Source organism: Myxococcus sp. SDU36 (assembly GCF_030168875.1).
GTDB lineage: Bacteria > Myxococcota > Myxococcia > Myxococcales > Myxococcaceae > Myxococcus > Myxococcus vastator.
This window is the reverse complement of record NZ_CP077414.1, coordinates 6,031,633-6,056,515: the sequence shown is the minus strand read 5'-3', so window position 1 is coordinate 6,056,515 and position 24,883 is coordinate 6,031,633. Positions and strand designations below refer to the sequence as shown.

Below are 24,883 nucleotides of genomic sequence, written 5' to 3'. Positions count from 1 at the left end.
GGAGCCTATCGGTGCGGACGCCGTGGGCCACGGCGCCTCGGGAGGAGGGAGGACAGCAGCAACAGCAGGGGAAGGGGGGGACCCGAGGCGGCGGCGCAGCCACCGGACTTCGGCTCGGGTGGCTGTTGCCCCGCGTCGGCGGTGCCCGCGTCCGGTGTCCCCGCGTCGGGCGTGCCCGCGTCCGGCGGCGGTGGTGGCTCCTCCACGCCACCATCCGGGTAGAGCGGCGCGCCCAACTGCTCCGCGAGCTGCGGCCAGCGGGCAGGGCACAGGTCCCGCACGGGGGTTCCACGCGGGCACAGCTGCGTGCCCTGGATTTCGTACAGCGCGAAGAGGTGCTCCCAGGTGCGGCCCTGGTCCGTGCTGCGCGCCAGGGCCCAGTCATGCAGCCAGGTGGAGCCGCAGCCGTAGAGCGTCTCGCCGTCGCGCAGCACGCACGCGTTGCCGGTGGGCAGGGGCTGCTTCTCCAGCGGGCCGGTGCTCGAGCCCATGAAGAAGTAGTTGAGGGTGCCCACCCAGGCGGTGCCGCCATCGGAGGACAGGTCCATGTTGATGAACGTGTCATCCAGCACCGTCACCTGCGTCAGCGTGCGGCCCCCGTCCTCGCTGCGCAGCAGGTGCGTGTAGCCCTGGGCGGACACGCGCACCCACACCCCGTCCACGGCGACGGGGTCCACCGCCACCACCGTCAGCGCGTAGGGCCGCAGCAGCTCCGGCAGCGCGTGGGGGAACTCCTGCCAGGTGTCGCCCGCGTCGTCGCTGCGCAGCACCACCATCTGGTTGTTGGAGACGCCCGACACGTAGAGGCGGCGGGGGTCCACCGGAGACACGCGCACCGCGTTCAGCTCCAGCCCCGTGCGCAGCAGCGGCGTGGCGGTCCACGTCTCCCCGCCGTCGTCGGAGCGGTACACGCCGTTGGCGATGCCGGGCCGTCCGGTGACGGCGTGGAAGACGCGGTCATCGGTGGGGTGGGCCGCCAGCCCCGTCACCCAGGTCGACTTGAAGAAGGGGTGCGTGCGCCAGGAGCAGCCCGCGTCCGGGGAGTGGAGCAGCGCGCTGCCGGTGGCGGCGAGGATGTCTCCGGTTTCCCGCCACAGGTAGGCCTCCGGGCGCCATCCGCCATACCCCATGGCATCCGGACACACCCAGCGCCACGTCTTGCCGCTGTCGCGGGAGATGACCGCGCCGAACGTCGTCCCGGAGAAGAAGTCCTGGGGGTGGCCTCGGCGGAGGGTGATGTTGGACGTCTCCGGGAGGCCCGCGTGGGCATGCGCCGCCATTCCAGGCAGCAAGGCCAGGAGGGACGCGATGGTGCTCCAGGCGACCGTGATGCGCGACTTCATGCCAATGGACTCCGGGAGGACGTGCCGGCCTCCCACGTGAACGTTCGCCTCGCCGGAGCATAGCGGGGGCAATCGCGGGCCCGGAGCCTCGCGAGGATGCTCGCCTCCCCTCATGGGGTCTGCTACGCACGGCGCTGTATCCGGCACGTGGAGCGCCCAGGGGGTGGGCACCGGGGTGCCTGGGGGAGTTCACGGCATGGCACGTTCCTCGGTGGAGCCCGCGCACGGTGACGAGTTGCCCGCCAGCACGGGCCCGCGGCCTTTCTGGGAGGCGGTGGCGCAGGGGACGGTGGACGTGGCCGTCCGCACCTACGAGGCCCTGGCGGCGTCGCAGCGGGACGCCGTGCTGGCGGAGTCCTCGCGCGCATCCGCGTCCGCTCGCGCCACGCTGGTGTCGGTGCTGCGGCGGGCGCGTGACTTCGCTGGCGCCGCGCGGGTGCTGGAGATGGATGGCGCCGCGGCCGACGCCGCACAGCTCCACGAGCAGGCGGGCGCGCTGCTCCTGGCCGCGGAGGCGTGGCTGCGCGCGGGTGAGCCGTCCCGGGCGGCGGCAGCCTTCGAGCGCGGCGGCGCGCTGGAGCGGGCGCTGTCGCTGTACCAGTCCCTGCGGGCGCGCGAGGGCATGGCCCGCTGCCTCACCCGGCTGCGCCGCCCCATGGAGGCCGCGGCGGTGTACCGCGAGCTGGGCAACCCCCACGCGGAGCTGGAGTCCCTGCGCGCCGTGTCCCCGGACATCGCGGTGGCGCGGCGTGAGGCGGTGCTGCGGATGAGCGCGCTGCTGGACGCGCAGGGGGATTCGTGGCGAGCGCTGGTGCTGCTGGCGGATGCGCTCCAGGCATCGGAGCTCCAGGGGGACATCGCGCTCCAGGCGGAGCACACGCGGCTGCTGCGTCACCTGAACCTGAATGGTGGCCCGTCGGTGGAGCCCGCCCGCGCGCCGCCGCAGCCGCCGCCGGACGGCTACGAATACCTCAAGGCCATTCCCCTCTTCGGTGAGCTGTCCCTGGTGGACATGAAGGACCTCTACCAACTGGCGCGGCCGGTGCAGTTCGCGCAGGGGGCCACGGTGTTGGAGAAGGGCGCGCCCGGCTCGGGGCTGCTGGTGCTGCTGGAGGGGACGGTGGACGTGCTCGTCGGTCCGGAGCCCGGCGCCCGGTTGCTCAACACGCTGGGGCCCGGGGCCTTCATCGGCGAAATCTCCCTCATCCTGGACGGAGACACGTCCGCGCAGGTGTGCGCGCGCACGGCCGTGCGGGCCCTGCGGGTGACGCGCGTGGACTTCCAGCACTACCTGGACACGCACGAGGCGGCCGCGCTGCGCATCCTCCGCCTCTTCACGGAAAAGCTCGCGGAGCGCGTGCGCGCGCTCAGCGCGTAGCAAGGGAGGTGGCCATGGCGCACGGGCACGGCGCGGACAGGCAGCGAGCCGTTCAGCTCGCCAGCGAGGGCAAGCTGGAGGAGGCCCTGGCGGAGTACCAGGGCGTGGTGAAGGACGCGCCGGACGACGCGGAGGTGCGTCAGAAGGTGGCGGAGTTGCTGGAGTGGCTCGGCCGTCCCTCGGACGCCGCCGCCGCGTACCAGGAGGCCGCGCTGGCCTGGACGAAGGCGGGCCAGCCCCTGCGCGCGGTGGCCGCGTGCGTGGCCCTGCCCCGGCTGGGCGCGACCCACGCCGCGTTGGTGCGCACCGCGCGCGTGCTGGCGGAGCGCTTCGCCCTTCCGCCGGGCGCCACGGTGTCCGTGGAGGCCACCCGGGTGCAGGTCTCAGAGGAGGGCGCCCAGAGGCTGCCCATCCTGTCGCAGGTGAGCCGGGAGACCTTCGTCGCGTTGCTCGAGGCGCTCCAGGTGCGCGCCTTCTTTCCGGGCCAGACGGTGGTGGAGGAGGGGACGCCGGGCGCCTCCATGTTCGCCATGGTGGAGGGCCGAGCGGACGTGATGCGCGCGCTGGAGGACGGCCAGCGGCGGAGCGTGGGCACCGTGACGCCGGGAGACTTCTTCGGGGAGCTGGCGCTCATCTCCGAGGGGCCCCGGCTCGCCACCGTGGTGGCCACCGAGCGCGCGGTGCTGCTGGAGCTCACGCGCCAGCACCTGGAGGCGGTGGCGGCGCGGCATCCGGACGTGACGGCGGTGGTGGAGGCCTTCTACCGGCGGCGGATGGTGGAGAACCTGCTGCGCAGCAACCCGCTCTTCAACCAGCTGACGCCCGCGCAGAAGGCCGCGGTGTCGCGCGACTTCGAGCTGCGCTCCTTCGCCGCGGGCGAGGCGCTGATGACGCAGGGCCAGCCGGGAGACGCCTTCTACGTGCTGCTGCGCGGGCGCTGCACGCCGTGGCTGGAGCAGCCCCATGGGCGGCGCGTGGCGCTGTCGGAGCTGCGCGAGGGCGACGTCTTCGGTGAAATCTCCCTGCTGCTGGACAAGCCGGTGTCCGTCACGGTGCGCGCGGAGGTGGCGAGCGTGGTGCTGCGGCTGGAGCGCGACGCCTTCCAGAAGCACCTGCTCAGCCAGCCGGGCCTCAGGGGCCAGTTGATGCGCATGGGCACGGAGCGGCTCCAGCGCACGGCGCAGGCGCTGTCCTCCGGGCGGGTGCTGCACGACGGAGACCTGCGCGTCTGACGCGCGGGGCTGGCGCTGGAAACACAACGCCCGGGCCTCCGTGAGGAGACCCGGGCGCGGTGAGGTCCGGACGGTGCCGGAAGACTACATGGTGTAGCCGAGCGTCAGGCCGAACACCTGGGCCGTGCCGTTGTAGACGCCGGAGATGCCCGGCGCCGTGCTGTTCTTGTCCGACAGGTTGACGAACTGGTAGGCCGCGTCGACGCGCACCGCGCCGAAGCTGTAGCCCACGCCCGCCGACACGCCGAAGCGGTCCGCGTCCGGCAGGTCCGGCGTCAGCGTGTCATCCGGGCTGGGCGCCGGGTCCAGCAGCACGCCGGCGCGCACCTGCAGCGCGTCGGTGATGCCGTACTCACCGCCCAGGTGGAAGTTCCACGTCGAGCGCCAGTTCTTCGGCAGCGGGTTGTTGATGGCCGGGTTGTCCGGGAACTCGATGGCGAGCTCCGGGAAGCTGGACCAGCCCACCCAGTTGGCGTCGAACGCAATCGTCAGGCGGTCCAGCGGCGTGACGGCGATGCCCGCCACCACCGACTGCGGCAGCTTGACGTCACCCTCCACGCGGGTGTCCGGCAGGCGGCCCTGGAAGGCCGGCGGCACGTTCTGGAAGTCCGCGTCGCCCTTGAACGTCATGCCGATGGCGCTGCGGTACTGCACGCCCAACGTCACCAGCTTGGGCACCACCACGGCCTGGACGCCGGCGTTGAAGCCGAAGCCCCAGCCCGCGCCGCCCAGGTGCACCTGGCCTTCGCTGGTGACGAAGCCCAGCGCGCGCTTAATCTCCAGCGTGCCGCGGGCGATGTTGAGGCCCACGCCCACGCGGAAGCGGTCGTGCACCTGGTACGCCACCGTGGGGTTGATGTTGTAGATGGACAGCCCGGACTCCTGGGCGCGGAAGCGGCCCACGAAGCCGTCTTCCCACCGGCTGCTCGCGCCGAACGGCGTGTAGAAGCCCACGCCGGCCGCCAGCGAGTCCGAGATTTTGTACACGGCGAACACGTGCGGCGGCGGGGACAGCGTCGTCTTCTGCCCCTGCACCGGGCCACCCGTGGGGGTGAACTGCAAGCTGGGGAGGATGCCCGTGACGCCCGCGGTGATGTCCAGCTTCTCCACGCCCAGGATGTTGGCCGAGTTGGAGTAGATGGCGGACGAGTCGTCCAGCCACGCTGCCGCCGCGTTGGCCATGCCCGAGGAGCGGGCGCTCTGGGTGTTGACCTGGAAGCCCGCGGCCTGGGTCGTCCCGGCGGCGAGCAACGTGATGAGGGAGAGTGTCTTCTTCATGGGGGTTCGTTCTCTCTCTTGAGGCCGTTACGGGGTGGGCGCGGTGCCCGTGTTCAGGAACTCGATGACCTGGTTCTGGGCGGTGTTGCGCACGGACCGGAGGAACTGGCTGGTCGCCGAGCCGGGGTCCTGTGAGGGGTCCACGATGCCGAAGAACGCGTGACGCACGTTCGCCGGCAGGCCCTGCACGTCCGCCAGGTACGACTGCACCGTGCGAGGCGTGGAGGCGTTGACCAGCGGGTGGTTGGCCGCGTCGATGAGGCCCTTCGTCACCGGGTTGGGCATGACCAGGTCGCCCTGGATGTACTGGATGAACGCCTCGCGGTTGGCGGGGAGCGGCGGCTTGGAATCGTCCTCGGGCCAGTTCTCCAGGTACTTGCCGTAGTTACGGGGCGAGGCCGGGTCCAGGATGGTGCGCGCCAGGGTGATGAACTCGTAGAACTCAGGCGTGCCCGGGGTGCGGCCAATGCTGGCCAGGGAGTTGAAGAAGCCCGTGCGGTACTGCACGAACGTCGGGTCCGTGGCCGTCAGGAGGATGTCCACCAGGTCACCGCCCACCGCGTTGAGCGCCGTGCGGCTCACGACAGGGGACACGGAGGCGGACAGGACGCCCTGGATGCCGCCCAGGCTCTGGCCCACGTAGTTGAACTGGCTGGTGTTCAGCGTCCCGGCGCCCGCGCCGGCCAGGCGGCCGTTGAGGCTGTCGGTGTCCAGCGCGCGCACGAACTGGGCGAAGTCCACCACGTGGTGGCGGAAGTTGTCGCGGGTGGCGAACAGGTTGACCAGGTTCAGGAAGCCCGCGCCGGAGACGTACGGCGGCTGGGTGGGACCGGGACGGGCGAAGTCGCCGCCCTCGCAGGTGCCGGCGGCGCTGCCAGGCGCGGCCACGCAGCGGCCCAGGCCCTGGCTGGAGCAGAACAGGTCACCGTGCGGAGAGGCGTCCGGCGCCACGCTGCACGCGGGCCGGTTGTTCGACACGCAGCGGCCGAAGGTGGGGCTGCCCGCCGTCACGTCGCAGGTGTCGCCGTCATCGCAGGCCTCGTCCGGCGTGGTGAAGACGTACTCGGGCGTGCCATCGCGGTTCTCGTCGACGACGACCGGGGACGCCTCGCTGATGCCGGCGCAGCTGGCGCGCTCACCGTGGAACACGGTGTCGATGGCCGCCACGGCGTAGCCCGCCGCGTTGAAGTTGTTGGCCACCGTCATGATGTTGGTGCGGTTGCCCGTCAGGCCGTGGCCGAAGACGACCACCGGGTAGCCGTCCGCGGGCGCCGTGCCGGCGGGCGTGAAGAGCATGAACGGCACGCGGTCGATGCGCGGCGTGGCGCGGTTGAGCGTGCCCTGCGCGTCATCCAGGAGGAAGGGCGAGTGGTACGCGCCGATGAAGACGCGGCCCACCGCGTCGTTGTCCAGCGTCAGGGCGTCCATCGTGCCCTTGATGGTGGCCGTCTGGTCCACCAGGTACACCGGGTCGGCCGGCACCTGCGTGGGGGCACCGTTCAGCACCTCGAGGATGGAGCGGGTGCTCTGGGTGGTGAAGGCCCAGGCCAGGTTGATGTCCTTGCGCGGGATGCCCGCGGCCTCCAGGCCGTCGAACAGCGGCTTCATGCCCAGACGCGCCGGCTCCAACTGCGCGGCGAGGTCGTCCGGAACGGCGGCCACCTGGCTCTTGCCGTTGGCGTCCACCAGCGGGTTGGCCATGCGCATCAGCGCCTGCGCGGCGGTGGGCGCCACGGTGCGGCCCAGCGTGTCCTTCATGCCGCGCAGCATCACCACGCCGTACTGGGTGGCCTCGTCCAGCGGCACCTCCGGGACAATCTGGAGCTGCTGCGGCGAGTTCGGCGCCGGCGTCAGGCCCTCCACGACGGGCTCGCAGTTGAAGCACGCCTTCACCTGGGGGTTGGTGCCCGAGGTGGGGTTGGTCAGCTTGACGAAGCGCAGCGTGGTCTTCGCATCATCCTCGGTGCCCTCGGCGTCCGGCGCGAAGCCAATCTTCAGCCGCACCGTGTTGGCGTCCAGCAGGGAGCCCGGGTCGATGGGGCCGCGGGTCGCGCCGTTCTCCGACACGATGGGCGCGGTGGTGGACCAGCCGTCCAGCGTGTTGAGGCCCGCGATGAGGCTCTGCGCGGGGCCCGCCTCGGGGGGCAGGGGCAGGTTCAGGTGGGCCGGGGTCGTCTCCGTGGCCCGCACGCGCAGCAGGTCATTGGGGAAGGGGATGACGCTGCCGGCGGGGTCGAAGGTGGCCTCCGGGTGGTCCATGATGCTGAAGGTCCACAGGAGGACAATGTCCTCGCGCTTCACGCTGAACTGCTCGGACACCAGGTTCAGGATGGGCGCGTAGCCGCGGCGCAGCTGCTCCAGCCGCAGGGCGCTGGCCGTCTGGTCCGCCAGGCGGGCGGCGGGCTCCGTTACCGTGGAGGGGATGAGCTCGGTGGCCGTCTGACAGTCGGGGGCCTGCAGGTCGTCGCAGGTGACCAGCGACTCGGTGGAGCTGGCGAAGGCCCACGTGGCGGACGGGATGACCGGCTTGCCGGCCGTCGTCTTCACGCCGTTCTCACCGCCGATGATGGCCACCGCGTAGCGGCCACCCTTGGGCCAGCCCGCGGGCAGCGGGGGGATGATGGTGACGAGGTTGGTCTCCTCGTTGTACCCGATGTAGCTGGGCGTCGCCGGCTTCGCCAGCGGCGTGCCCGCGTACACGTCGATGATCTTCACCGTGTTCGTGTTGACCGTCCCCGCCTCCAGGCCTTGGATCCGGGTGGTCGCGGTGACGGTGGTGGGGAAGCCGTTGAGCGTGTTCACGTAGTCGCGCGTGAACTCCTGCTCCGCGGCGGGCGCCTGTGGGTTGATGGGCGCGTTGACCAGGCCATTGACGATGGCCAGGTCGTTGGGCGACGGGACGACGGGCGGGGACCCGGTCGGATCGAACTCCGCGACGACGGAGTCTTCGGCGCTCCGCGGCGGGTCCTGGGCGATGTCGGGAGTACAGGCCGAGGCGCCCAGGGCAATAGCCCCGAGGAACAACACCTTTCTCATGGGTACAACCCCCTCCAAGTCCTGGGTTGGGATGACTGGACTGGAAACGTTCGTGGCGTACCACGTCCATGGGTTGGCAGGAAGACGGGGGACTTGACGCGTTGTGTCACTTGTGATGGCGCGTGCGGGGTGGTGAGACGGGCGGTCGTTGACACGCTGCGCAGTGGGCCCCGGGCGGTTACGCTGCCGCGCATGAACCGACTATTGGGTGTGCTGGTGGTGGCCGTTGCCGTGGTGGCGCATGCGGAGGACGCGGGGGGCTTGACGTGGACGGCGCCCGCGGAATGGGCGGTGCAGGGGCCCCGGCCGATGCGCGCGGCGACGTACAAGCTTCCCGCGGCCAAGGGGGACACGGAGGGCGCGGAGCTGGCCGTCTTCTACTTCGGCCCGGGGCAGGGCGGCGCGGTGGACGCCAACGTGAAGCGCTGGGTGGGCCAGTTCCAGACGGCGGACGGCAAGCCCATCACGAAGGAGGCGAAGACGAAGGCGGAGAAGCTCAACGGGCTGCCGCTGACGACGGTGGACGTGAAGGGCACGTACACGGGCGGCGGGCCGATGATGGGCCCCTCCACGCCCAAGCCCGGCTTCCGCCTGCTGGGCGCCATCGTCGAGGGCGCCCAGGGCGCCGTCTTCTTCAAGCTGACGGGCCCGGAGAAGACGGTGGCCGCTTCGGAGAAGTCCTTCCGCAAGCTGCTGGAGTCGGTGAAGAAGCAGTAGCGAAAGAGGCGCCACCCGCCGGCGCGGGGCTACTTCGCCCCGCGCGCGGGCTTCGCCTGGGCCTTGGTCGCGGCGCCACCCGCGATGGCGCGCTGGACGGCCGCGGCCGGCGTGCGCTTGGAGGGCAGGTCCGGCATGAGGAGCACCTCGATGCGCCGGTTGCGCGCGCGGCCCAGCGGGGTCGCGTTGGTGGACACCGGCCGCATCTGCCCGTAGCCGGCCGCCACCAGCCGCCGCGCGGGCACGCCGCCGGTGTCCTGGAGGAAGCGCACCACGTTCACCGCGCGCGCCACCGACAGCTCCCAGTTGGACGGGAAGATGCTCTGCAGCTTCTGCGACGGGGGCGAGTCATCCGTGTGGCCCGACACCTGGATGGACTTGTCCTCCACCTTGGCCAGCACGCTGCCCAGCCGCGTCAGCACCTCCTGGCCGCGCGCGCTGATGCTCGCGTCGCCGGAGTCGAACAGCACCTTGTCCACCAGGTCCACCTGGATGCGGCCCTCGACCTGGGACAGGCGGATGGCGCCGTCGGCGATCTCCGCCTTCATCTTGTCCTGCAGGTCGTCGTAGGTGGCCTTCAGCTTCGCCAGCTCCGCCTCCTGCTCCTGCACCGTCTGGCTGAGCTGCTCCTTCTCCGTGGCGAGCTGGGTGCGCTCGGCTTCCAGCGCCGCCAGCTTCTGCTCCAGCTGCAGCCGCGCGGTCTCCGCGTCCCGTGCCCGCGTGGCGGCGTCCATGGCGGACTGGCGGGACTGCTCCGCCAGCGCCTCGGCCCGGCTCGTCCCGCGGTGCGCCAGGTACATCATCCCGCCCGACATCAGCACCACCAACGCCGTCACCAGCCAGGGCACCCAGGGCCGTCCATGCTGTGCCTGGCCGTGCTGCGTGGACTCCGTCATGTCGAGACCTCCCGAGTGGCTGAACGGGGGCCACCGTAGCCAGACGTCCAGGGTGCGCCTCAAGGCGCCCCGGTGTGCGCAGGTGTCTGGCGGTGCAAGGTTGCAGCGGTGTTAGAAGGGAGCCCGCCCCTTCGCACGCCGCGTCCGGCGGACCCGGCCTGGGAGCGGAAACCCGCGCCGGAGGTGGTGCATCTGGCGGCGAGGATGGACACGTTGAGCGCGGGGAGGCGTCCGCCATGGGACAGTTGATTGAGGGCAGGTGGCACACGGGCTGGTACGCGCCCGACGCGGAGGGGCGCTTCGAGCGCCCGCCCACGGTGTTCCGTGAGCGCGTCACGGCGGATGGCGCCAGCGGCCTCCCCGCCGAGCCGGGGCGCTACCACCTCTACATCTCCTACGCGTGCCCGTGGGCCAGCCGGCTGGCCATCATCCGCAAGCTGAAGAAGCTGGAGGGCGCCATCGGCCTGACGGTGGTGGACCCGCGCATGGGTGATGACGGGTGGACCTTCCAGGGCTACCCCGGCTCCGACCCGGAGCCCTTCTACGGCTTCGCGTTTTTGCGGGAACTCTACGTGAAGGCCCGCGCGGACTACACGGGCCGCGTCACGGTGCCGGTGCTCTGGGATTGCCAGCGGGAGACGGTGGTCAACAACGAGTCGCGCGAGCTGCTGCGCATGCTGGACACGGAGTTCGACGCGTACGGGGACGCGTCCGTGCAGCTGGCGCCGCCGCACCTGCGCGCGCAGGTGGACGCCACGCTGGACGCCATCTACCCGTCCATCAACAACGGCGTGTACCGCGCGGGCTTCGCCACCCGCCAGGAGGCCTACGAGGACGCGTGCCGCGAGCTGTTCGCCGCGCTCGACACGTGGGAGCAGGTGCTGGGCACGCGGCGCTACCTGTGCGGCAGCGCGCTCACCGAGGCGGACGTGTGTCTCTACACGACGCTGGTGCGCTTCGACCTCGTGTACCACGCCCACTTCAAGTGCAACCTGCGGCGCATCCAGGACTATCCAAACCTGTGGGGGTACCTGAAGGACCTCTACCAGACGCCCGGCTTCACGGAGACGACGCAGCTGGACCACATCAAGCTGCACTACTACTGGAGCCAGACGACGGTGAACCCCACGCGCGTGGTGCCGCTGGGGCCCACGGTGCCGCTCGGGGAGCCCCATGACAGGGCCCGGCGTTTCGGATGACGGATGGAGGACGGAGCGCCTGGCCGGATGCTCATCCAGCGAACACCCGTCCGGAGTGACTGGCGTCTGGCTGACGGCTGGGACCCAGGGGTGGGCTGCAATCCCACGCGGACGCCACAGCCTTTGAGCGGAGGCCCCCGGGCCTGCGGCGTTCATTCATGGGGGCGGAGGAGGCTGGCATGAAGGCAGTGGCGATCATCCTCGCTGCGGGTGAGGCCCGGCGGATGGGCCACCCCAAGGCGCTTATCGAGCATGAGGGAGGCAAGAGCTTCCTCCAGTCCCTGGCATCCACCTTTGGCAAGGCGGGTTCCATGGTGCTCGGCGTGGTGGGGAAGGACTCCGAGGCGGTGCGCGAGCAGCATCCGGGAATGGAGCTGGTGGAGGCGGAGCGGTGGCAGGAGGGGCCCCTCCTGTCGATAAAGGCGGGGCTGGAGGCCGCGCTGGAGGCGGGCGCGGACGTGGTGTTGCTGCATCCGGTGGACATGCCGGCGCTGCGCGCGTCCACGCTCAAGTCGCTCCTGAAGATGGAGCAAGACGCGGATGAGCTGCTGCGTCCGGAGTTCGAGGGCGCGCCCGGCTGGCCGCTGGTGCTCTCCCGGAGCGGGGCGGAGCGGCTGCGCGCCGCGGACGGCTCGCAACTGGAGCCCGCGCTGGCGGCGATGAAGGTGCGCCGCGTGCCGGTGAAGGACCCGGGCGTGGTGGTGAACATCAACACGCCGGAGACGTACGAGCGCCTGTTCGGCACGCAGCCGCGGCTGGCGCCTCCGCCCAAGCGGCGCGGCACCAGCAAGCGCGGCACCGGCCCGGCGACGTCCAACGTGGCGGAGCTGGGAGGTGAGCTGGGCGGCGGTTCTGCGCCCATGGCCGCCGCGTCCGACGAGTAACGTGTGGCGGAGGGCTGGCTGGGGCCCGTGAGACAAGGGGCTCCGGCCAGCACCACTCGATGCGTCAGAACGTGAGGCCCAGCCCCAGGTACGGGCCGGTGAGCCGTTCGACTTGCTCCTCCCCGTTCGTGTGCCCGGCATCGTTGAGGTAGAGCGCGCGCCAGCCGCCGCGCAGGTTGAGCGCTCCCGCGTGCAGGGCCAGGCCGGCCTGGGCATCCACCTGACGGTGCGGGAAGGGCACCGCCTGGATGCGCGCCTCGATGTCCACTGGCGAGGCGCCGATGCAGGCCTCCGCGGACGCGGCGAAGCTGGGGCCCACGAAGAGGATGCTCGGCGCATGCGCGCTGGCGAAGCCGCCCTCCAGCCGCAGCCGGCCCCGCGCTCCCGCCCACAGCGCCGCGGAGGCATGCGCGCTCAGCAGGGTGATGCGGACGGTGGCCTCCGAGCCCTCCGTCGCGGGCAGCGTCATGCCGGTGATGCGCGTGTCCAGACCCAGGCGGCGGCCGTCCATGGCCATGAAGAGCCCCATGGCCCCGGCGTCGCCCAGCAAGTCCCCCTGCACGCCCATGCGCACCAGCAGCGGCACCGTGTCCTCCGGCTCGCGCATCACCCGCTGGGCGGGCCGCGCGGAGGCGAAGCCCGGGCGGGTGGCGCCAATGAGGGCCCCCGTGACGATGACGCCCGGTGGCAGCCGGCGCACGCGCGTGACGCGCCGCCGGGGCGCGTCGTCACCCCGGGGCGTGCGCTCCCGGCCAATGGCGGAGGCCGGGTGGGTGCGGCGGTTGCCCCGCGAGCCCTCGCGGCGCTGGCCAATGGCGGACGCGGGATGCGCCCGGTCGCCGCGCGACACCTGGGACGGGGAGGCCTGGCGGGACGTGCTCCGGGACGAAGCCGAGGACGAGGAGGTGCCGCGCTTGCCGAAGCGCGCCTGGGCGGGGGAGGTGCCCAGCAGGACACCCGCCGCGAGCGCGGCGCACAGCACGGCCTTGGATGCAGGCAAGGTCCACTCCTCGTGGGGATTTCGGGGGCGGGCGGATTCAACCGCCTTCCCTCCCCACGGACCATGGGCCTCCAGCGCGACGTGTCGTCCACCAGCGCGTGCTGTGCGGCGCCGGACACCGCGGCGGGGTTCGCCGTCGCCGCGAATCTGGCGCGTGGTGCTGGCGGGCGGCAGCGGCCTTTCCCGAGCTGTAATATGTGCATGCTCGGGCCCGGCAGATGCTCATGCTTTGACAGAGAGCGGAATGCGGCGAAGTCGCTCGTGCCTGGGCGCGGAGGAGGGACTAGGGTGCCGGGTGTGACTCATCCCGTGGTGCAGCCGCAGGTCCTGATTGTGGAGGATGACCCGGACGTTCGGGGGGCCATGGCGGAAGCGCTGCACGACGAGGGCTTCGAGGTGTCCATGGCCATCAACGCCGTGGAAGCCCTTCGCGTGCTCGCGGCGCTGGAGTCCCCCTGCCTGGTGCTGCTCGACTGGGAGATTCCGCGCGTGGACGGGCGAGGGCTGCTCGAGCGGCTGCGGTCCGATGAGCGCTTCGCCGGGACGCCGGTGGTGGTGATGACGGCGGAGGCCGGGCCACTGCCTCCTGGCGCGGCGGGGGTGCTGCGCAAGCCCGTGAGGCTGGAGATGCTGCTGGAGGCGACGCGGCGGCACTGCCCGGTGGCCGGCGGCGTGGTGAAGACGCCCGCGTGAGGACTCCAGAAGACGTCAGTAGGTGAGGCCCAGGCCCAGGAAGGGCCCGTAGAAGGTGTCGACGTGGGAGACGCCATCCACGTAGCCGGCGTCGTCCAGCACCATGCCGCGGTAGCCGCCGCGCAGCACCACCGCGCCCAGGTGCAACGCCAGCGCGGCGCTCGCGTCCACCTGCCGGTAGGGGAAGGGCGTCACCTGCACGCGGGCCTCCAGGTCCAGGGGGCCGGCGATGCAGGCCTCCAGGGAGGCGCCGAGGCTGGGGCCGACGAAGGTGATGTCCGGCGCGTGCGCGGTGCTGACGCCCGCCTCCGCGCGCACGCGGGCACGCTCGTGGGAGATGAGCGCCCAGGTGAGGTGGGACTGCGTCAAGGTGATGGAGTCCGAGCCGCTCGTCCCGTCATCCGTGGGCAGGCCCAGGCCCGTCAGCCGCAGGTCCACGCCGAAGCGCCGGCCCTCCAGCCCGAGGAACAGGTCGGCGCCGCCGCCCCCTTCGTTGACGGGCCCGCCCTGAAGGCCCAGGCGGAAGGAGAGCGGCGCCGCGTGGCGCGCTCCGCGCAGCTCCGGCGACAGGCTCAGCCGGTGGTTGCCGGTGGCGAAGAAGAAGGAGAGCCAGCTCACCGACGCGGTGCTCGAGCCGCCACTCGCGTACCGCCGGTTGCGCGAGGAGCGCGGCCGGGACGTCCGCCGGGGCGCGTCGTCGTCGTCATCGTCGTCCGAGCCGATGGCGGAGGCCCCGTGCTCCTTGTCATCCCCATCCCGCTTCGGCTCACTCTGGGACGGCCGGGAGCGCTTGCCGAAGCGGGCCTCGGCCGCCGTGGGACCCAGACCCAGCGCGAGCGCGAGAAGGGCACACAGCAAGGTCCGGATTGGGAACACGGGGTCGCTCCTGAGGATGGGCCGGGGATGCGGCCGCCGGAGTCCTGGACGCCCGGCGGCCTGCTTTATTCAATCCGCGTCATTGCTTGGGCGGCGGTGGGCAGTCGGCGGGGTCTTTCAGGCACGCGTCCGTCTGCAGGCACTGGCCCGGGGACTTCTTGAGCTTGCACGAATCCGTGCACTTGGGAGGGGACACGGAGTAGTCACACGTCCCCCCACAGGTGGTCTGTGCCTGGGGGTCCACGTTCTCGCAGGGCGAGCGCAGGAACACGGTGATGGGCTCGGGGTGATGGATGCCGCGCGAGTCCTTGCAGCCCTCGAAGTCGCCGTCCCCCCAGACGGCGGTGCCGTCATTCACCTTGCAGCGGGCGGGGCGGGGGTTGTAGCTGCCTGGCTCGCAGGGGCCCGCCGCGTGCGCCATGCAGCCGGAAATCTGCTGGCCACCGATGTCGGCGTTGGCGCAGATGCGCGAGCGCAGGTGGCTGTCGCCGTCCACCCAGTCCCGGCCGTGGCAGGCGTGGACGTTGTCGTGGACCACGCCCTTGAAGCGCAGGTTGACGAGCTTGGGCTCGAAGGTATCCGGGTTGAGGACGACTTCCACCGTCAGCTCGCGCGAGTCGAACATGTTTCCGTAGAAGGCGCCCTCCCGGAACGTGTACGCGCCGAAGGGCTCGGCCGGGTAGGTGCCGGCGGTGGCCACCGGGGCCACCCACGAACCCGGCGTCGCGGCGCGGCTGTAGGGCGCGGACATGATGCTGTAGCGGCCGCTCGCGGGGCACTTGAAGTCGACGCTGGGCTCGATGCCGCCGCAGGGGTTGTCGAGCGTGTCGGCCACGCGGTCCCCCCAGGCACAGCCCCGCGGGTCCTCGCACACGCGCAGCACCCGGTCGCCGAAGATGCGGCCCAGGCGGCCGGTGCAGGTGGCCGGGTGGGGCGCGCCCGCGGCCACCGTCACCTCTTCGCCCGGGGTGCAGGCGCCCACGTGTTCACCCAGCCAGCCGCACTCGGCCTGGAGGCCCGCCTCGCCCGACGCGCAGGGCAGGAACATGGGGCTCCACTCGTGGCGGTTGCCTGACGGGTTGAAGCGCCGGAGCTCGCGTGAGTCCTCGCCGCGCATGGACACCATCACGCTGTCCCCGAAGGCGTTGTTGCGCGCCAGCAGACAGGCCGTCACGTAGCCCAGGCAGGCCTGGGTCGGCTTGTCCTTCTCCCACTCCGGGCACAGCCCCACCTCGCCCTTGAAGGCGTGGATGTCGCCAGCGCGGCTCTTCCATTTCACGGTGGCGCCGGACGGCAGCGCGCACTCGGTCAGATAGGTCATCACCTCCCGGGCGGGCGGGTGCTCCAGCGTGTGCTTCAGCCGGCCGTCGCTGGCGAACGACTGCGTGTGCAGCGGCAGCTCGGTGAGGGCCTCCAGCGCGGCCCGGTTGGTGGTGAGCGCGTTGAAGGCCAGCTCCTCGGTGCGGAGCGAGTTCAGGATGCGGATGCCGGGCTCCGCCTGAACCGGAGCCTGGGGAAGCAGCAGCGCGGTCAGGAACAGGAGCGCGGCCCGCGAGGAGCGCGAGGAAAGGCGAAGCGCGAAGGGCGACATGGAGCGTGGACCTCGGAGCGAAAAGGGACTCGGTGGCTCTGGGGTAGCACGTAGCGGGCCGGACACGCAGGCCCGCGGTTTCGCGGGGTTGGCGGTGGGCCCTGTTGCCTGGGGGTCCACACCCGCTCAGGAGGTGTGGACGTGGAGGCCACGCGCCGTCAGCGCCGGCCCTGCTTCTTGGCCTTGGCCACGCGCCGGGGCTCGGGCTTGCCCGGCGCGGGCGGGGGCTGGAGCGCCGTGGTGCACGCGGCGGTGGCCGTCACCGCGGCGGCATAGGCGGCGTGGTGCTGTTGCTCCAGTGTGCGCAGCCGGCGCGACATGGCCTCGCGCAGGGCCTGGAGCTCGGCCACGCGGGCCTCGGACTCGGCCGCCTCGCGCGTCAGGGCGTCGTTGCGTTCCACCAGGGCGGAGATGGAGCGCGAACCCGCCCAGGCCCCTGTCGTGGCGAGCAGCACCGCGCTCACCAGCAGGCCCCAGGGCAGCCACGCCCGGCGCGGGGGCGCCGACTCGTTTCGCTGCATCGCTTCCATGCCCGCGAGGTTAGCGGCCTGGGCGGGGTAGGCTTCAAGGGGAGGACGTGGGAGAGCGCCCAGGCCGGCTCCCGCGCGGCGTGCGCGCCAGGGCGCGGACCCCCGTCCGCCCGTTGATGCGGCTGGGCTTGCTTCGAGGCCCGTGGGTGAGGCGTCATCCGGCCCCTTTCCTCAACTTCGGGAGCCGGTGGTCTGATGGCGATTGCGTGCGTGGTGCTGGACTTCGACGGAACCTTCACGGACGTGGCGGCGGAGAGCGCGCCCTTCCTCCGGCATTTCCGGCAGGGCCTGGCGGCGGCGGTGGGGGAGGACCTGGAGTCCGCGTGGGAGGAGGAGGTCGCCGCGTTGCGCGCGGGCGCGGACGCGCTGGGCTGGGATTTGGGCGGCCGGGTGGTGGCGCCCGCCACGGCGGACCCGTACCTGACGGCCACCTGCGCGGCCCACCGCCTCATGCAGCGCTTCGGGCAGGGCCAGGACGAGGCCCGCCGCTCCGACGTGGTGCAGACGCTCTACCGCGAGGCCTACGCGCACTCGGCCACCGCCTTCAAGCCGGAGGCGAAGGAGGTGCTGGAGGCGCTGGTGGCCACGGGCCTGCCAGTGACGGTGGTGACCAACGCGCACACCGACCTGGTGGAGAAGAAGCTGGACCAGCTGGCGCCCAGGGGGCGCGAGAAGCTGACGGTGTCCGGGGACGCGCGCAAGTTCCTCCTGGACGCGCCGGACGCGCCAGATGCCCGCTTCACCGCGGTGCCGGAGACGCAGACGCTGGACGGCGTGCTGCGCCGCCCCGTCTACCTGCGCCGGGGCCGGTACTTCGAGGCCCTCAAGCGCGTCTGGGAGGCCACGGGCACCACGCCGGAAGAGACGCTGGTGGCCGGTGACATCTACGAGCTGGACCTGGCGCTGCCCGCCGCCCTGGGCGCGCACGTGCAGTTGGTGGCCCGCGACAACGTGCTGCCCTACGAGCTGAAGGCCATGGAGTTGCTGGGCGCGCGCGGCGGCGTGGACCGCAGCCTGCACGGCGTGCTGCCCCGCCTGCGCTGAAGGCCGGGCCCGCGGAAACACGAAGCCCCGCCTCCCGGTGAAGGGAGCGCGGGGCTCGTGGGCCACGACCGGCGGGGGCGTTAAATCTTGGCGCCCGGCGTCGGCTGGAAGACCTCGTTGAACTCGGTGATGGCCTTGCTCAGCGCCGTCTTGATGTCGGCGGTCAGCTCGCGCTTCGACGCCAGGTCCTTGGCGACGTTCGGGTGCTTGCCGTCGGCGAACTCCAGGAACTCACGCATCCAGCGCACCACGTCGGCCACCGGGATGTCGCGAATCCAGCCGCGCTTCTTGGGGTCGTCGCGGTTGGTGGCGGCGTAGATCTGCATGACCTGCTTCTCGACGGGCATGGGCTCGTACTGGCCCTGCTTGAGCAGCTCCACCATGCGGGCGCCGCGCGCCAGCGTCTCCTGGGTGGCCTTGTCCAGGTCGGAGCCGAACTGGGAGAAGGCGGCCAGCTCGCGGTACTGCGCGAGCTCCAGCTTCATGGTGCCGGCCACCTGCTTCATGGCCTTGATTTGCGCGGCCGAACCGACGCGGGACACGGAGAGGCCCACGTTGATGGCCGGGCGGACGCCGGCGAAGAAGAGGTCCGTCTCGAGGAAGATCTGCCCGTCGGTGATGGAGATGACGTTCGTCGGGATGTACGCCGACACGTCACCCGCCTGCGTCTCGATGATGGGGAGCGCGGTGAGCGAGCCGGCGCCCTCCTCGTCGGACAGCTTGGCGGCGCGCTCCAGCAGGCGGCTGTGCACGTAGAACACGTCGCCGGGGTAGGCCTCGCGTCCCGGCGGGCGGCGGAGCAGCAGCGACAGCTGGCGGTACGCCACGGCCTGCTTGGACAGGTCGTCGTACACGATGAGCGCGTGCATCTTGTTGTCGCGGAAGTACTCGCCCATGGCCACGCCGGCGTACGGCGCGAAGAACTGCATGGGGGCCGGGTCGGAGGCGTTGGACGCCACCACCGTGGTGTACTCCATGGCGCCGAAGCGGTTCAGCTTCTCCACCACCTGGGCCACCGTCGACTGCTTCTGGCCGATGGCCACGTAGATGCAGTAAACGTTCAGGCCCTTCTGGTTGATGATGGTGTCGATGGCGACGGCCGTCTTGCCCGTCTGGCGGTCACCGATGATGAGCTCGCGCTGACCACGACCCACCGGCACCAGCGCGTCCAGCGCCTTGATGCCCGTCTGCAGGGGCTCGTGCACGCTCTTGCGGGCCACGATGCCGGGCGCCTTCACTTCCAGGCGGCGCATCTCCGTGGCCGCGATGGGGCCCTTGCCGTCCAGCGGCTTGCCGAGCGGGTCCACCACGCGACCCAGCAGCTCCTTGCCCACCGGCACGGAGGCAATCTGCTGGGTGCGCTTGACGGTGTCACCCTCACGGATGGCCTGGAAGTCACCCATGATGGCGACGCCGACGTTGTCCTCTTCCAGGTTCAGCACGAGGCCCTGCACGCCGTTGGCGAACTCCACCAGCTCACCGGCGAGCGCGCCCTCGAGGCCGTAGATGCGCGCGATACCGTCACCGACGGACAGCACGGTCCCCGTCTCTGCGACGGTGACCTTCTTCCCGTAATCCTTGATCTGCTCCCGGATGATTCTGCTGATCTCGTCGGCGCGGATTTCCATGAGCGTATGCGTCCTTGCGCAGGGGCGGCCGACGTGGAGCAGGCCGCCGAAACCTTGAAGTCGGGGCCCCTTACCATGCACACCCACCCGCTGCAATGCGGTCGGCGACAGGCGCCAAGGCCTTCAGTGCCCCACTCCCTCGCGGGGCAGCCAGGCGGTGAAGCTGACCCCGCCCCCGGAGCAGGACTCCACCGCCAGCTTCCCCCCGTGCGCCACGGCGATCTGCCGCGCCAGGTAGAGCCCCAGGCCCAGGCCCTCTGGCGCGGCGCCGCGCTCCTTGCGGAAGGGCTCGAAGAGGGAGGAGTGCTCCTCCGCCACCACGGTGAGTCCAGGGCTCTTCACGCAAAGCGTGACGCCGCCCACCGCGCCCGCCACGCGCAGGGTGATGGGTGACTCCTCGGCGCCTTGATGGAGCACGCTGCCCAGGAGGTTGTCGGCCAGCTGCGCCAGCCGGCGGGTGTCCCAGTGGCCGCGCAGGTCGCCTTCCGTCTCCAGGTGGAGGGTGCGCCGGGGATGCTCGCGGCGGCGCTCTTCCACGACGCGCGCCACCACCGCGTCCAGCACGGCGGGCTCCAGCCGCAGCGCCAGCCCGCCCGTCAGCCGCGCGCGGGTGAAGTCCATCAGCTCCTGGAGCATCCGCTCCATGCGCCGGGCGGACCGGGCCACCTGGCCCACCAGCGTGCGCTGCGGCTCCTCCAGCCCGTCCATCCGCTGCAGGGCGCGCGTGCCTTCCTGGAGCGATTGCAGGGGCGCTCGCAGCTCCGCGTCCACCACACCCAGCATCTGGTGCCGGAACTGTTCGGTGCTCGCGGAGCGCTCCTCCGCGGCCTTGCGGCTGCTGATGTCCCAGACGGCGGCCAGCCGCACCTGCCGGCCTTCCCACGTCACGTAGCGCCCCAGCACCTCCAGGGGCAGCCGCTGGCCGTCCCGGCGGAGGACGACCACCTCATAGGGCGTCTCCAGCCCGCGGCTCAGCACCAGCCCCACCTGCGAGCGGAACTCCGGGGCGACGTAGTCCGCCAGGTGCCGGCCGATCATCTCCGACGGGGACGCGTAGCCCAGCAGCTGGGACATCGCGCGGTTGGCGTCCATCACGATGCCGTTGTCATGCAGGAAGTGCCCGTCACAGGCCACGTCCGCCAGGCTGCGCATGTGTGACTCCCGCGCGCGCAGCCGTTGCTCCTCCAGGACGCGCTCCGTCTCGTCGCGCACCCACAGCGCCACCCCCGCCAGCGAGCCGCCCTGCAGCGCCGGGGACAGGCCCACCCGCAAGTGCCGCTCCCCCGCGGAGGGAGCCAGCACACCCCGCACGGGGGCATCCGTGACGTCCTCGCCGGAGAGCGCCCGGGCCAGCAGCGGCGACAGCGCCTGCGCCACCTGCGGCCACAGCTCCGCCAGGGGACGGCCCACATGCGCGCGCGGCTCCAGGCCGGACAGCGCCGCCAGCGAGGCATTCACCCACACCGGACGCAGCTCCCGGTCCAGCAGGGCCACGCCACACCCCGCCGCGCTCAGGAGGGCCCCCAGGAAGGGCCGCGCCTCCTCGGGTGCCGCCAGCGTGGACGGACCTTCGGAATACCGGTGGAGTAGGGACTGCGGCATGGTCAGGTCGTCCAGGCGGCACGGGGCTGTCCCGTTCCGCTGGCGAGTATACCGCTGTCAGGGCCCGCTGGAAATACCGGTTAGCCCTGGACTGCGGGGTGATAGAGACGACCTGGAACGTTGGTTGCCCGGCGAGCGGGCAGGCCTCAGCGCTGCTTCAGCTCGCGGCGCAGCTCCTCGAGCTGGGTCCGGATGCTGCCGTCGTAGAGGATGCTGCCCACCTGGGCGGCGACCCCCCCCAGCAGGCTGGGGTCCACGCGCGTCTCCAGCAGGACGTTGCGCTGGGTGAGCTGCTGCAGGGTCTGCTGGAGCTGGGCCAGGGCGTCGGCCGGGAGCGGCGCGGCGCTGGTGACGTGGCCCCGGACGCGGCCGGCGCGGGCATCCGCCATGTCACGGAAGAGGCGGGCGATGTCCGCCAGGTAACCCAGGCGGTTGCGGTCCACCAGCAGGCGGAGGGTGTTGGCCAGCGTGGGCTCCACGCCGCCGGGAATGGCCTGCATCACCGACTCCACCACCCGCAGGCGCTGCTCGCGGGTGTAGGCGGGGTTGACGAGCACATCCGTCAGCTCGGCGTTCTTCGCGATGATGTCAGCGAAGGCGGTGAGCTGCTCGGTGACGGCGTCAGTGCGGTCCGCCTCTGAAGCGACATCGAGGAGGGCGCGGGCGTAGCGGCGGGCGATCGACACGTTCACCATGGCGGTCGCGCCCTTAGCACGGGGATTTCCCCCGAGCAACGTCCCTGGCATCGGGGCGCCCTGTCGCCGGGGGCACGCCTGCTGCCCCGGGCCGTGGCGTGGGAAAGCGACGCTTATCGGCAGGCAGGCGCGGGAAGGGGGCTTGGCGAGCTGGCGCGAACACCCGTAGGGTGGTGTCCTCTCGGCCCCCCATGCATGACCCCGTCATCGGCATCGACCTGGGTACTACCAACAGCGCCGTGGCGACCGTGGAAGACGGACGCCCGCGCCTGATTCCCGCGCGCGCGGGTGGCCGGTTGACGCCGTCCACGCTGGGCGTGAACAAAGCTGGCGAGCGCGTGGTGGGCGTCGCCGCGCAATCCCTGGCCGAGGAGCACCCGGACTCCGTGGTGTGGGCCACCAAGCGCTTCCTGGGGCGCCGCTACACGCCGGAGCTGGTTCAGGAGGCGAAGGCGCTGGTGCCGTACCCGCTGGTGGCCGGGCCCGCTGGCGACGTGCGCGTGCGGCTCGCCGGGCGGGTGATGCCCGTCACGCAGGTGTCCGCGATGATTCTGGGCGAGCTGGCCCTGGACGCGCAGGCGCACTTCGGCCGCCCCGTCACCAAGTGTGTCATCACCGTTCCGGCCAACTTCGACGACAACCAGCGGCAGGCCACGCGTGAGGCGGCCAGCATCGCCGGGCTGGACGTGGTGCGGCTGGTGAATGAGCCCACCGCCGCGGCGCTGGCGTATGGCCTGTCGCGCGGCTTCGAGGGCAACGCGCTGGTGTTCGACCTGGGCGGTGGCACCTTCGATGTGTCCATCCTCGAAGTGAAGGCCGGCGTCTTCGAGGTGCGCGCCACGGGCGGTGACCCGAAGCTGGGCGGCGAGGACTTCGACCAGCGCATCGTCCAGTGGCTGCTGGCGCAGGTGGACGATGAGCTGCGGCACGTGGTGTCGCAGGACGCGCAGAGCCTGCGCCGGCTGAAGGTGGCCGCCGAGTCCGCCAAGCGCGAGCTCACCGAGAAGGAAGAGGCGTCCATCTACGTCGCCGGGCTGGGAGACCACTCGGCGCCGGGCAAGCGGATGGCGGAGCTGGAGACGGTGCTGACGCGCTCCTTCTTCGAAACGCTGTCCGAGCCGCTGTCGCGCCGCTGCCTGGACGTCTGCGAGTCGGTGATGCGCGACGCGAAGATGGACCCGCACGCGGTGGACGTGGTGCTGCTGGTGGGCGGCATGACGCGCGTGCCGCTGGTGCGGCGGCTGGTGGCGGACTTCTTCGGCCGCGCGCCCTCCACGGACGTGCACCCCGACGAGGCCGTCGCGCTGGGCGCCGCGGTGCAGGCCGACGAGCTCATCCGCCAGTCCGGTCAGGCGCTGCTGCTGGACGTCGCCACCCAGAGCCTGGGCGTGGGCGTCATGGGCGGGCGCGTGAAGCGGCTCATCCCGAAGAACACCGGCGTGCCGGTGGTGGCGCGGGACATCTTCTATCCGGGCAGCTCCGGCCAGCAGGAAGCGCGCATCCCCGTGTACCAGGGCGAGAGCGAGTTCCAGGATGAGAACTACAAGCTGGGCGAGGTGGTGCTCAAGCGCCTCCACGTCGCCTCGCGCGGAGACGTGCCGCTGGAGGTCGTCTTCGAGCTGTCCAGCGAGGCCATCCTGTCCGTCAAGGCCACGGACCTGACCACCGGCAACATGGAGGCCGTGCGGCTGGAGGCCCGCGCGGGGCTGCCGCAGGGTGAGGCGGAGAAGCTGGGCGCGGAGCAGGCCCACTACGCGCGCTCGCAGGGCGTGGTGGACTCGAAGCGCGCGGAGGAGCTGTTCCGCAAGCTGCTGGAGCGCGGGGAGAAGCTGGCGCGGCTCCTCCAGCGCAGCGCCCAGGAGAACCCCAGCCCGGAGGCGCAGGCCACCCTGGGCACGGTGCAGCGCCTGCTGGATGGCGGCCGGTCCGCCCTGGACAGCGGCAACGCGGCGCAGTGCGCCACCATCGCCAAGCAGCTCACGCGGTTGTTGTCCGGTCGCCAGGAGCCTCGCGCCTGAGCGTCCATCCCCGAACGGTGGCCCTGGGCGCCGGTGGCCTTGGCACCTCTTTCCACCTATCCGTGAGCGTATGAGCCCTCCTCCCAACGCGCGTGACACCGTGTTCGTGGTGGATGACTCCCGCACCGCACGGGAGGTGGTGCGCCTGCACCTGACTCGGCTGGGCTGCGAGGCGGTGGCGCTGGAGGGCGGCGAGACCTGCATGGCCGAGCTGGCCCGGCGCACCCCGGCGCTCATCCTGTTGGACCTGCGCATGGAGCGCATGCAGGGTGACGAGGTGTGCCGGCTGGTGAAGGCACACCCGGCGGGGCGCAACGTGCCCGTCATCATGTTCACCTCCGGCGGCGAGCCCCACGAGGTGATGCACTGCTGGCGCGCGGGCGCCGACGACTTCCTGCCCAAGCCGGTGGCGCTGGGCGCCCTGGAGGCGAAGCTGGCCGCGGTGCGCCAGGCCCGGGAGCGTGTCCGCGAGGGCCTGCCGCGAGGGCGCCGGGTGCTGCTGGTGGAGGGCGGGCGTTTCCTGCACACCTTCCTGGGCGGCTCGCTGGAGCAGGAGGGGCTTCACGTCCTCTACGCACGGGACATGGGGGACGCGGAGAGCCTGGCGGCGGAGCACGGCGCGCGGCTGGATGGCTTCGTGGTGGACGTGTCGCGCACGCCGCGCGAGGCGCTGGCCCTGGCCACGAAGCTCCACGACGCGCACCCGCGCAAGCCGCTGGTGCTGCTGTCGCGCGCGGAGGAGTCGCAGGAGGTGCTCGCCCGGGCGCTGGCGCTGGGTGGCGCGCCGCTCCTGGAGAAGCGTCACCTGGGCGCGGACGAGCTGCTCGGCCGCGTGCTGGGGCGGCTGGTTCCGGGCCACACCCCGCTGCGCGCCGCCGAGCGTGTGCCCTTCTTCACGGTGGTGGAGTTCACCACGTCCAACGGGACGACGCTGTCGGGCTTCAGCCATGACGCGGGGCCGGGCGCGCTCTTCGTGCGCACCCTGACGCCGGCGCGCGAGGGCACGCGGCTGACGCTGAAGGTGTTGCTCGCGGGCCAGCGCTCGCCCTGCACCGCCGAGGCGACGGTGGCGTGGTCCAACCCGCCCCTGCCGCAGGGCGCCTTCCGGTCCGCGGTGGGCATGGGGCTGCGGCTGGAGCACATGGACCCGGTGCTCACCCAGCAGTTCGTCCGCTTCGTGCCCCGGGGCCTCGGTTTTCCGGCTCCAGGTTCACCGCGCGCCTCAGGTTTCTGAGAGGCGCGG

20 protein-coding genes are annotated in these 24,883 nt (G+C 71.8%); 9 read left to right on the top strand and 11 right to left on the bottom strand.

The genetic code is table 11. The annotated features are described in order from the left end of the window. Positions 1 to 5: 5 nt before the first annotated feature. Entirely contained in the window at positions 6 to 1,343 is a 1,338-nt protein-coding gene (locus tag KGD87_RS24415; RefSeq protein ID WP_284662976.1) for a WD40/YVTN/BNR-like repeat-containing protein, read from the bottom strand. A 196-nt stretch (positions 1,344 to 1,539) separates the two neighbouring features. Here KGD87_RS24415 and KGD87_RS24410 point away from each other — a divergent pair, with 196 nt between their 5' ends. Then, complete coding sequence (locus KGD87_RS24410; protein ID WP_284662975.1) at positions 1,540 to 2,721, top strand: cyclic nucleotide-binding domain-containing protein; 1,182 nt, start codon at positions 1,540 to 1,542, stop codon at positions 2,719 to 2,721. A 14-nt stretch (positions 2,722 to 2,735) separates the two neighbouring features. After that, a complete protein-coding gene (locus KGD87_RS24405; RefSeq protein ID WP_284662973.1) occupies positions 2,736 to 3,953 on the top strand; it encodes a cyclic nucleotide-binding domain-containing protein in 1,218 nt (405 codons plus the stop codon). 84 nt (positions 3,954 to 4,037) lie between these two features. On the opposite strand, the gene KGD87_RS24400 is transcribed toward KGD87_RS24405, so the two are convergent. Both KGD87_RS24400 and KGD87_RS24395 read right to left on the bottom strand, forming a co-directional pair. Continuing rightward, complete coding sequence (locus KGD87_RS24400) at positions 4,038 to 5,231, bottom strand: OmpP1/FadL family transporter (protein WP_284662971.1); 1,194 nt, start codon at positions 5,229 to 5,231, stop codon at positions 4,038 to 4,040. A gap of 27 nt (positions 5,232 to 5,258) precedes the next feature. Continuing rightward, on the bottom strand, positions 5,259 to 8,267 hold the full coding sequence (locus tag KGD87_RS24395) for an alpha/beta hydrolase (protein ID WP_284662970.1): 3,009 nt from the start codon (positions 8,265 to 8,267) through the stop codon (positions 5,259 to 5,261). Between the two features lie 192 nt (positions 8,268 to 8,459). Between KGD87_RS24395 and KGD87_RS24390 the strand changes: the two genes are divergently transcribed. After that, on the top strand, positions 8,460 to 8,984 hold the full coding sequence (locus KGD87_RS24390) for a hypothetical protein (RefSeq protein ID WP_284662968.1): 525 nt from the start codon (positions 8,460 to 8,462) through the stop codon (positions 8,982 to 8,984). 29 nt (positions 8,985 to 9,013) lie between these two features. On the opposite strand, the gene KGD87_RS24385 is transcribed toward KGD87_RS24390, so the two are convergent. Beyond that, positions 9,014 to 9,880: an OmpA/MotB family protein gene (locus KGD87_RS24385; RefSeq protein WP_284662966.1), complete on the bottom strand. Its 867-nt coding sequence runs from the start codon at positions 9,878 to 9,880 to the stop codon at positions 9,014 to 9,016. Positions 9,881 to 10,116: 236 nt separating this feature from the next. Here KGD87_RS24385 and KGD87_RS24380 point away from each other — a divergent pair, with 236 nt between their 5' ends. Together KGD87_RS24380 and KGD87_RS24375 are read left to right on the top strand one after the other, a co-directional pair. Then, positions 10,117 to 11,079 carry a glutathione S-transferase family protein gene (locus tag KGD87_RS24380; protein WP_284662965.1) on the top strand — a complete coding sequence of 321 codons (963 nt, stop codon included), beginning with the start codon at positions 10,117 to 10,119 and terminating at the stop codon, positions 11,077 to 11,079. A gap of 179 nt (positions 11,080 to 11,258) precedes the next feature. Further along, positions 11,259 to 11,963: a nucleotidyltransferase family protein gene (locus KGD87_RS24375; protein WP_284662963.1), complete on the top strand. Its 705-nt coding sequence runs from the start codon at positions 11,259 to 11,261 to the stop codon at positions 11,961 to 11,963. A gap of 64 nt (positions 11,964 to 12,027) precedes the next feature. On the opposite strand, the gene KGD87_RS24370 is transcribed toward KGD87_RS24375, so the two are convergent. Continuing rightward, positions 12,028 to 12,963: a porin family protein gene (locus KGD87_RS24370; protein ID WP_284662962.1), complete on the bottom strand. Its 936-nt coding sequence runs from the start codon at positions 12,961 to 12,963 to the stop codon at positions 12,028 to 12,030. A gap of 288 nt (positions 12,964 to 13,251) precedes the next feature. Between KGD87_RS24370 and KGD87_RS24365 the strand changes: the two genes are divergently transcribed. Beyond that, positions 13,252 to 13,656, top strand: a complete 405-nt coding sequence (locus KGD87_RS24365) for a response regulator (protein ID WP_284662961.1) — start codon at positions 13,252 to 13,254, stop codon at positions 13,654 to 13,656. A gap of 15 nt (positions 13,657 to 13,671) precedes the next feature. Here the strand turns inward: KGD87_RS24365 and KGD87_RS24360 are convergent, their stop codons facing one another. From KGD87_RS24360 to KGD87_RS24350, 3 genes are all read right to left on the bottom strand, one after another. Then, the gene (locus tag KGD87_RS24360; protein WP_284662960.1) at positions 13,672 to 14,532 is read right to left on the bottom strand and encodes a hypothetical protein; all 861 of its coding nucleotides are present in this window, start codon (positions 14,530 to 14,532) and stop codon (positions 13,672 to 13,674) included. A 79-nt stretch (positions 14,533 to 14,611) separates the two neighbouring features. Then, positions 14,612 to 16,123 (bottom strand): hypothetical protein, encoded by a 1,512-nt coding sequence (locus KGD87_RS24355; RefSeq protein ID WP_284662959.1) that lies wholly within the window; start codon positions 16,121 to 16,123, stop codon positions 14,612 to 14,614. Between the two features lie 158 nt (positions 16,124 to 16,281). Next, complete coding sequence (locus tag KGD87_RS24350; protein WP_284662957.1) at positions 16,282 to 16,644, bottom strand: hypothetical protein; 363 nt, start codon at positions 16,642 to 16,644, stop codon at positions 16,282 to 16,284. Between the two features lie 204 nt (positions 16,645 to 16,848). Here KGD87_RS24350 and KGD87_RS24345 point away from each other — a divergent pair, with 204 nt between their 5' ends. Continuing rightward, positions 16,849 to 17,697 (top strand): HAD family hydrolase, encoded by an 849-nt coding sequence (locus KGD87_RS24345; protein WP_284662955.1) that lies wholly within the window; start codon positions 16,849 to 16,851, stop codon positions 17,695 to 17,697. Between the two features lie 80 nt (positions 17,698 to 17,777). On the opposite strand, the gene atpA is transcribed toward KGD87_RS24345, so the two are convergent. The 3 genes from atpA to atpH all read right to left on the bottom strand — a co-directional run bounded on the left by atpA (position 17,778) and on the right by atpH (position 21,622). Further along, positions 17,778 to 19,325, bottom strand: a complete 1,548-nt coding sequence (atpA, locus tag KGD87_RS24340) for a F0F1 ATP synthase subunit alpha (RefSeq protein WP_163784611.1) — start codon at positions 19,323 to 19,325, stop codon at positions 17,778 to 17,780. Positions 19,326 to 19,448: 123 nt separating this feature from the next. Next, entirely contained in the window at positions 19,449 to 20,927 is a 1,479-nt protein-coding gene (locus tag KGD87_RS24335; protein WP_284662952.1) for a PAS domain-containing sensor histidine kinase, read from the bottom strand. 146 nt (positions 20,928 to 21,073) lie between these two features. Further along, positions 21,074 to 21,622, bottom strand: coding sequence for an ATP synthase F1 subunit delta (gene atpH / locus KGD87_RS24330; protein WP_284662951.1), 549 nt, complete (start codon positions 21,620 to 21,622; stop codon positions 21,074 to 21,076). A 191-nt stretch (positions 21,623 to 21,813) separates the two neighbouring features. Here atpH and KGD87_RS24325 point away from each other — a divergent pair, with 191 nt between their 5' ends. Then, positions 21,814 to 23,640: an Hsp70 family protein gene (locus tag KGD87_RS24325; protein ID WP_284662950.1), complete on the top strand. Its 1,827-nt coding sequence runs from the start codon at positions 21,814 to 21,816 to the stop codon at positions 23,638 to 23,640. 70 nt (positions 23,641 to 23,710) lie between these two features. Beyond that, a complete protein-coding gene (locus KGD87_RS24320) occupies positions 23,711 to 24,874 on the top strand; it encodes a TIGR02266 family protein (protein ID WP_284662948.1) in 1,164 nt (387 codons plus the stop codon). Positions 24,875 to 24,883: the final 9 nt, after the last annotated feature.

Excerpts from the sequence above, each read along its gene's own strand:
- KGD87_RS24415 (WP_284662976.1), bottom strand. The coding sequence starts at position 1,343 with ATGAAGTCGCGCATCACGGTCGCCTGGAGCACCATCGCGTCCCTCCTG.
- KGD87_RS24410 (WP_284662975.1), top strand. The coding sequence starts at position 1,540 with ATGGCACGTTCCTCGGTGGAGCCCGCGCACGGTGACGAGTTGCCCGCC.
- KGD87_RS24405 (WP_284662973.1), top strand. The coding sequence starts at position 2,736 with ATGGCGCACGGGCACGGCGCGGACAGGCAGCGAGCCGTTCAGCTCGCC.
- KGD87_RS24400 (WP_284662971.1), bottom strand. The coding sequence starts at position 5,231 with ATGAAGAAGACACTCTCCCTCATCACGTTGCTCGCCGCCGGGACGACC.
- KGD87_RS24395 (WP_284662970.1), bottom strand. The coding sequence starts at position 8,267 with ATGAGAAAGGTGTTGTTCCTCGGGGCTATTGCCCTGGGCGCCTCGGCC.
- KGD87_RS24390 (WP_284662968.1), top strand. The coding sequence starts at position 8,460 with ATGAACCGACTATTGGGTGTGCTGGTGGTGGCCGTTGCCGTGGTGGCG.
- KGD87_RS24385 (WP_284662966.1), bottom strand. The coding sequence starts at position 9,880 with ATGACGGAGTCCACGCAGCACGGCCAGGCACAGCATGGACGGCCCTGG.
- KGD87_RS24380 (WP_284662965.1), top strand. The coding sequence starts at position 10,117 with ATGGGACAGTTGATTGAGGGCAGGTGGCACACGGGCTGGTACGCGCCC.
- KGD87_RS24375 (WP_284662963.1), top strand. The coding sequence starts at position 11,259 with ATGAAGGCAGTGGCGATCATCCTCGCTGCGGGTGAGGCCCGGCGGATG.
- KGD87_RS24355 (WP_284662959.1), bottom strand. The coding sequence starts at position 16,123 with ATGTCGCCCTTCGCGCTTCGCCTTTCCTCGCGCTCCTCGCGGGCCGCG.
- KGD87_RS24350 (WP_284662957.1), bottom strand. The coding sequence starts at position 16,644 with ATGCAGCGAAACGAGTCGGCGCCCCCGCGCCGGGCGTGGCTGCCCTGG.
- KGD87_RS24345 (WP_284662955.1), top strand. The coding sequence starts at position 16,849 with ATGGCGATTGCGTGCGTGGTGCTGGACTTCGACGGAACCTTCACGGAC.
- atpA (WP_163784611.1), bottom strand. The coding sequence starts at position 19,325 with ATGGAAATCCGCGCCGACGAGATCAGCAGAATCATCCGGGAGCAGATC.
- KGD87_RS24335 (WP_284662952.1), bottom strand. The coding sequence starts at position 20,927 with ATGCCGCAGTCCCTACTCCACCGGTATTCCGAAGGTCCGTCCACGCTG.
- atpH (WP_284662951.1), bottom strand. The coding sequence starts at position 21,622 with ATGGTGAACGTGTCGATCGCCCGCCGCTACGCCCGCGCCCTCCTCGAT.
- KGD87_RS24325 (WP_284662950.1), top strand. The coding sequence starts at position 21,814 with ATGCATGACCCCGTCATCGGCATCGACCTGGGTACTACCAACAGCGCC.
- KGD87_RS24320 (WP_284662948.1), top strand. The coding sequence starts at position 23,711 with ATGAGCCCTCCTCCCAACGCGCGTGACACCGTGTTCGTGGTGGATGAC.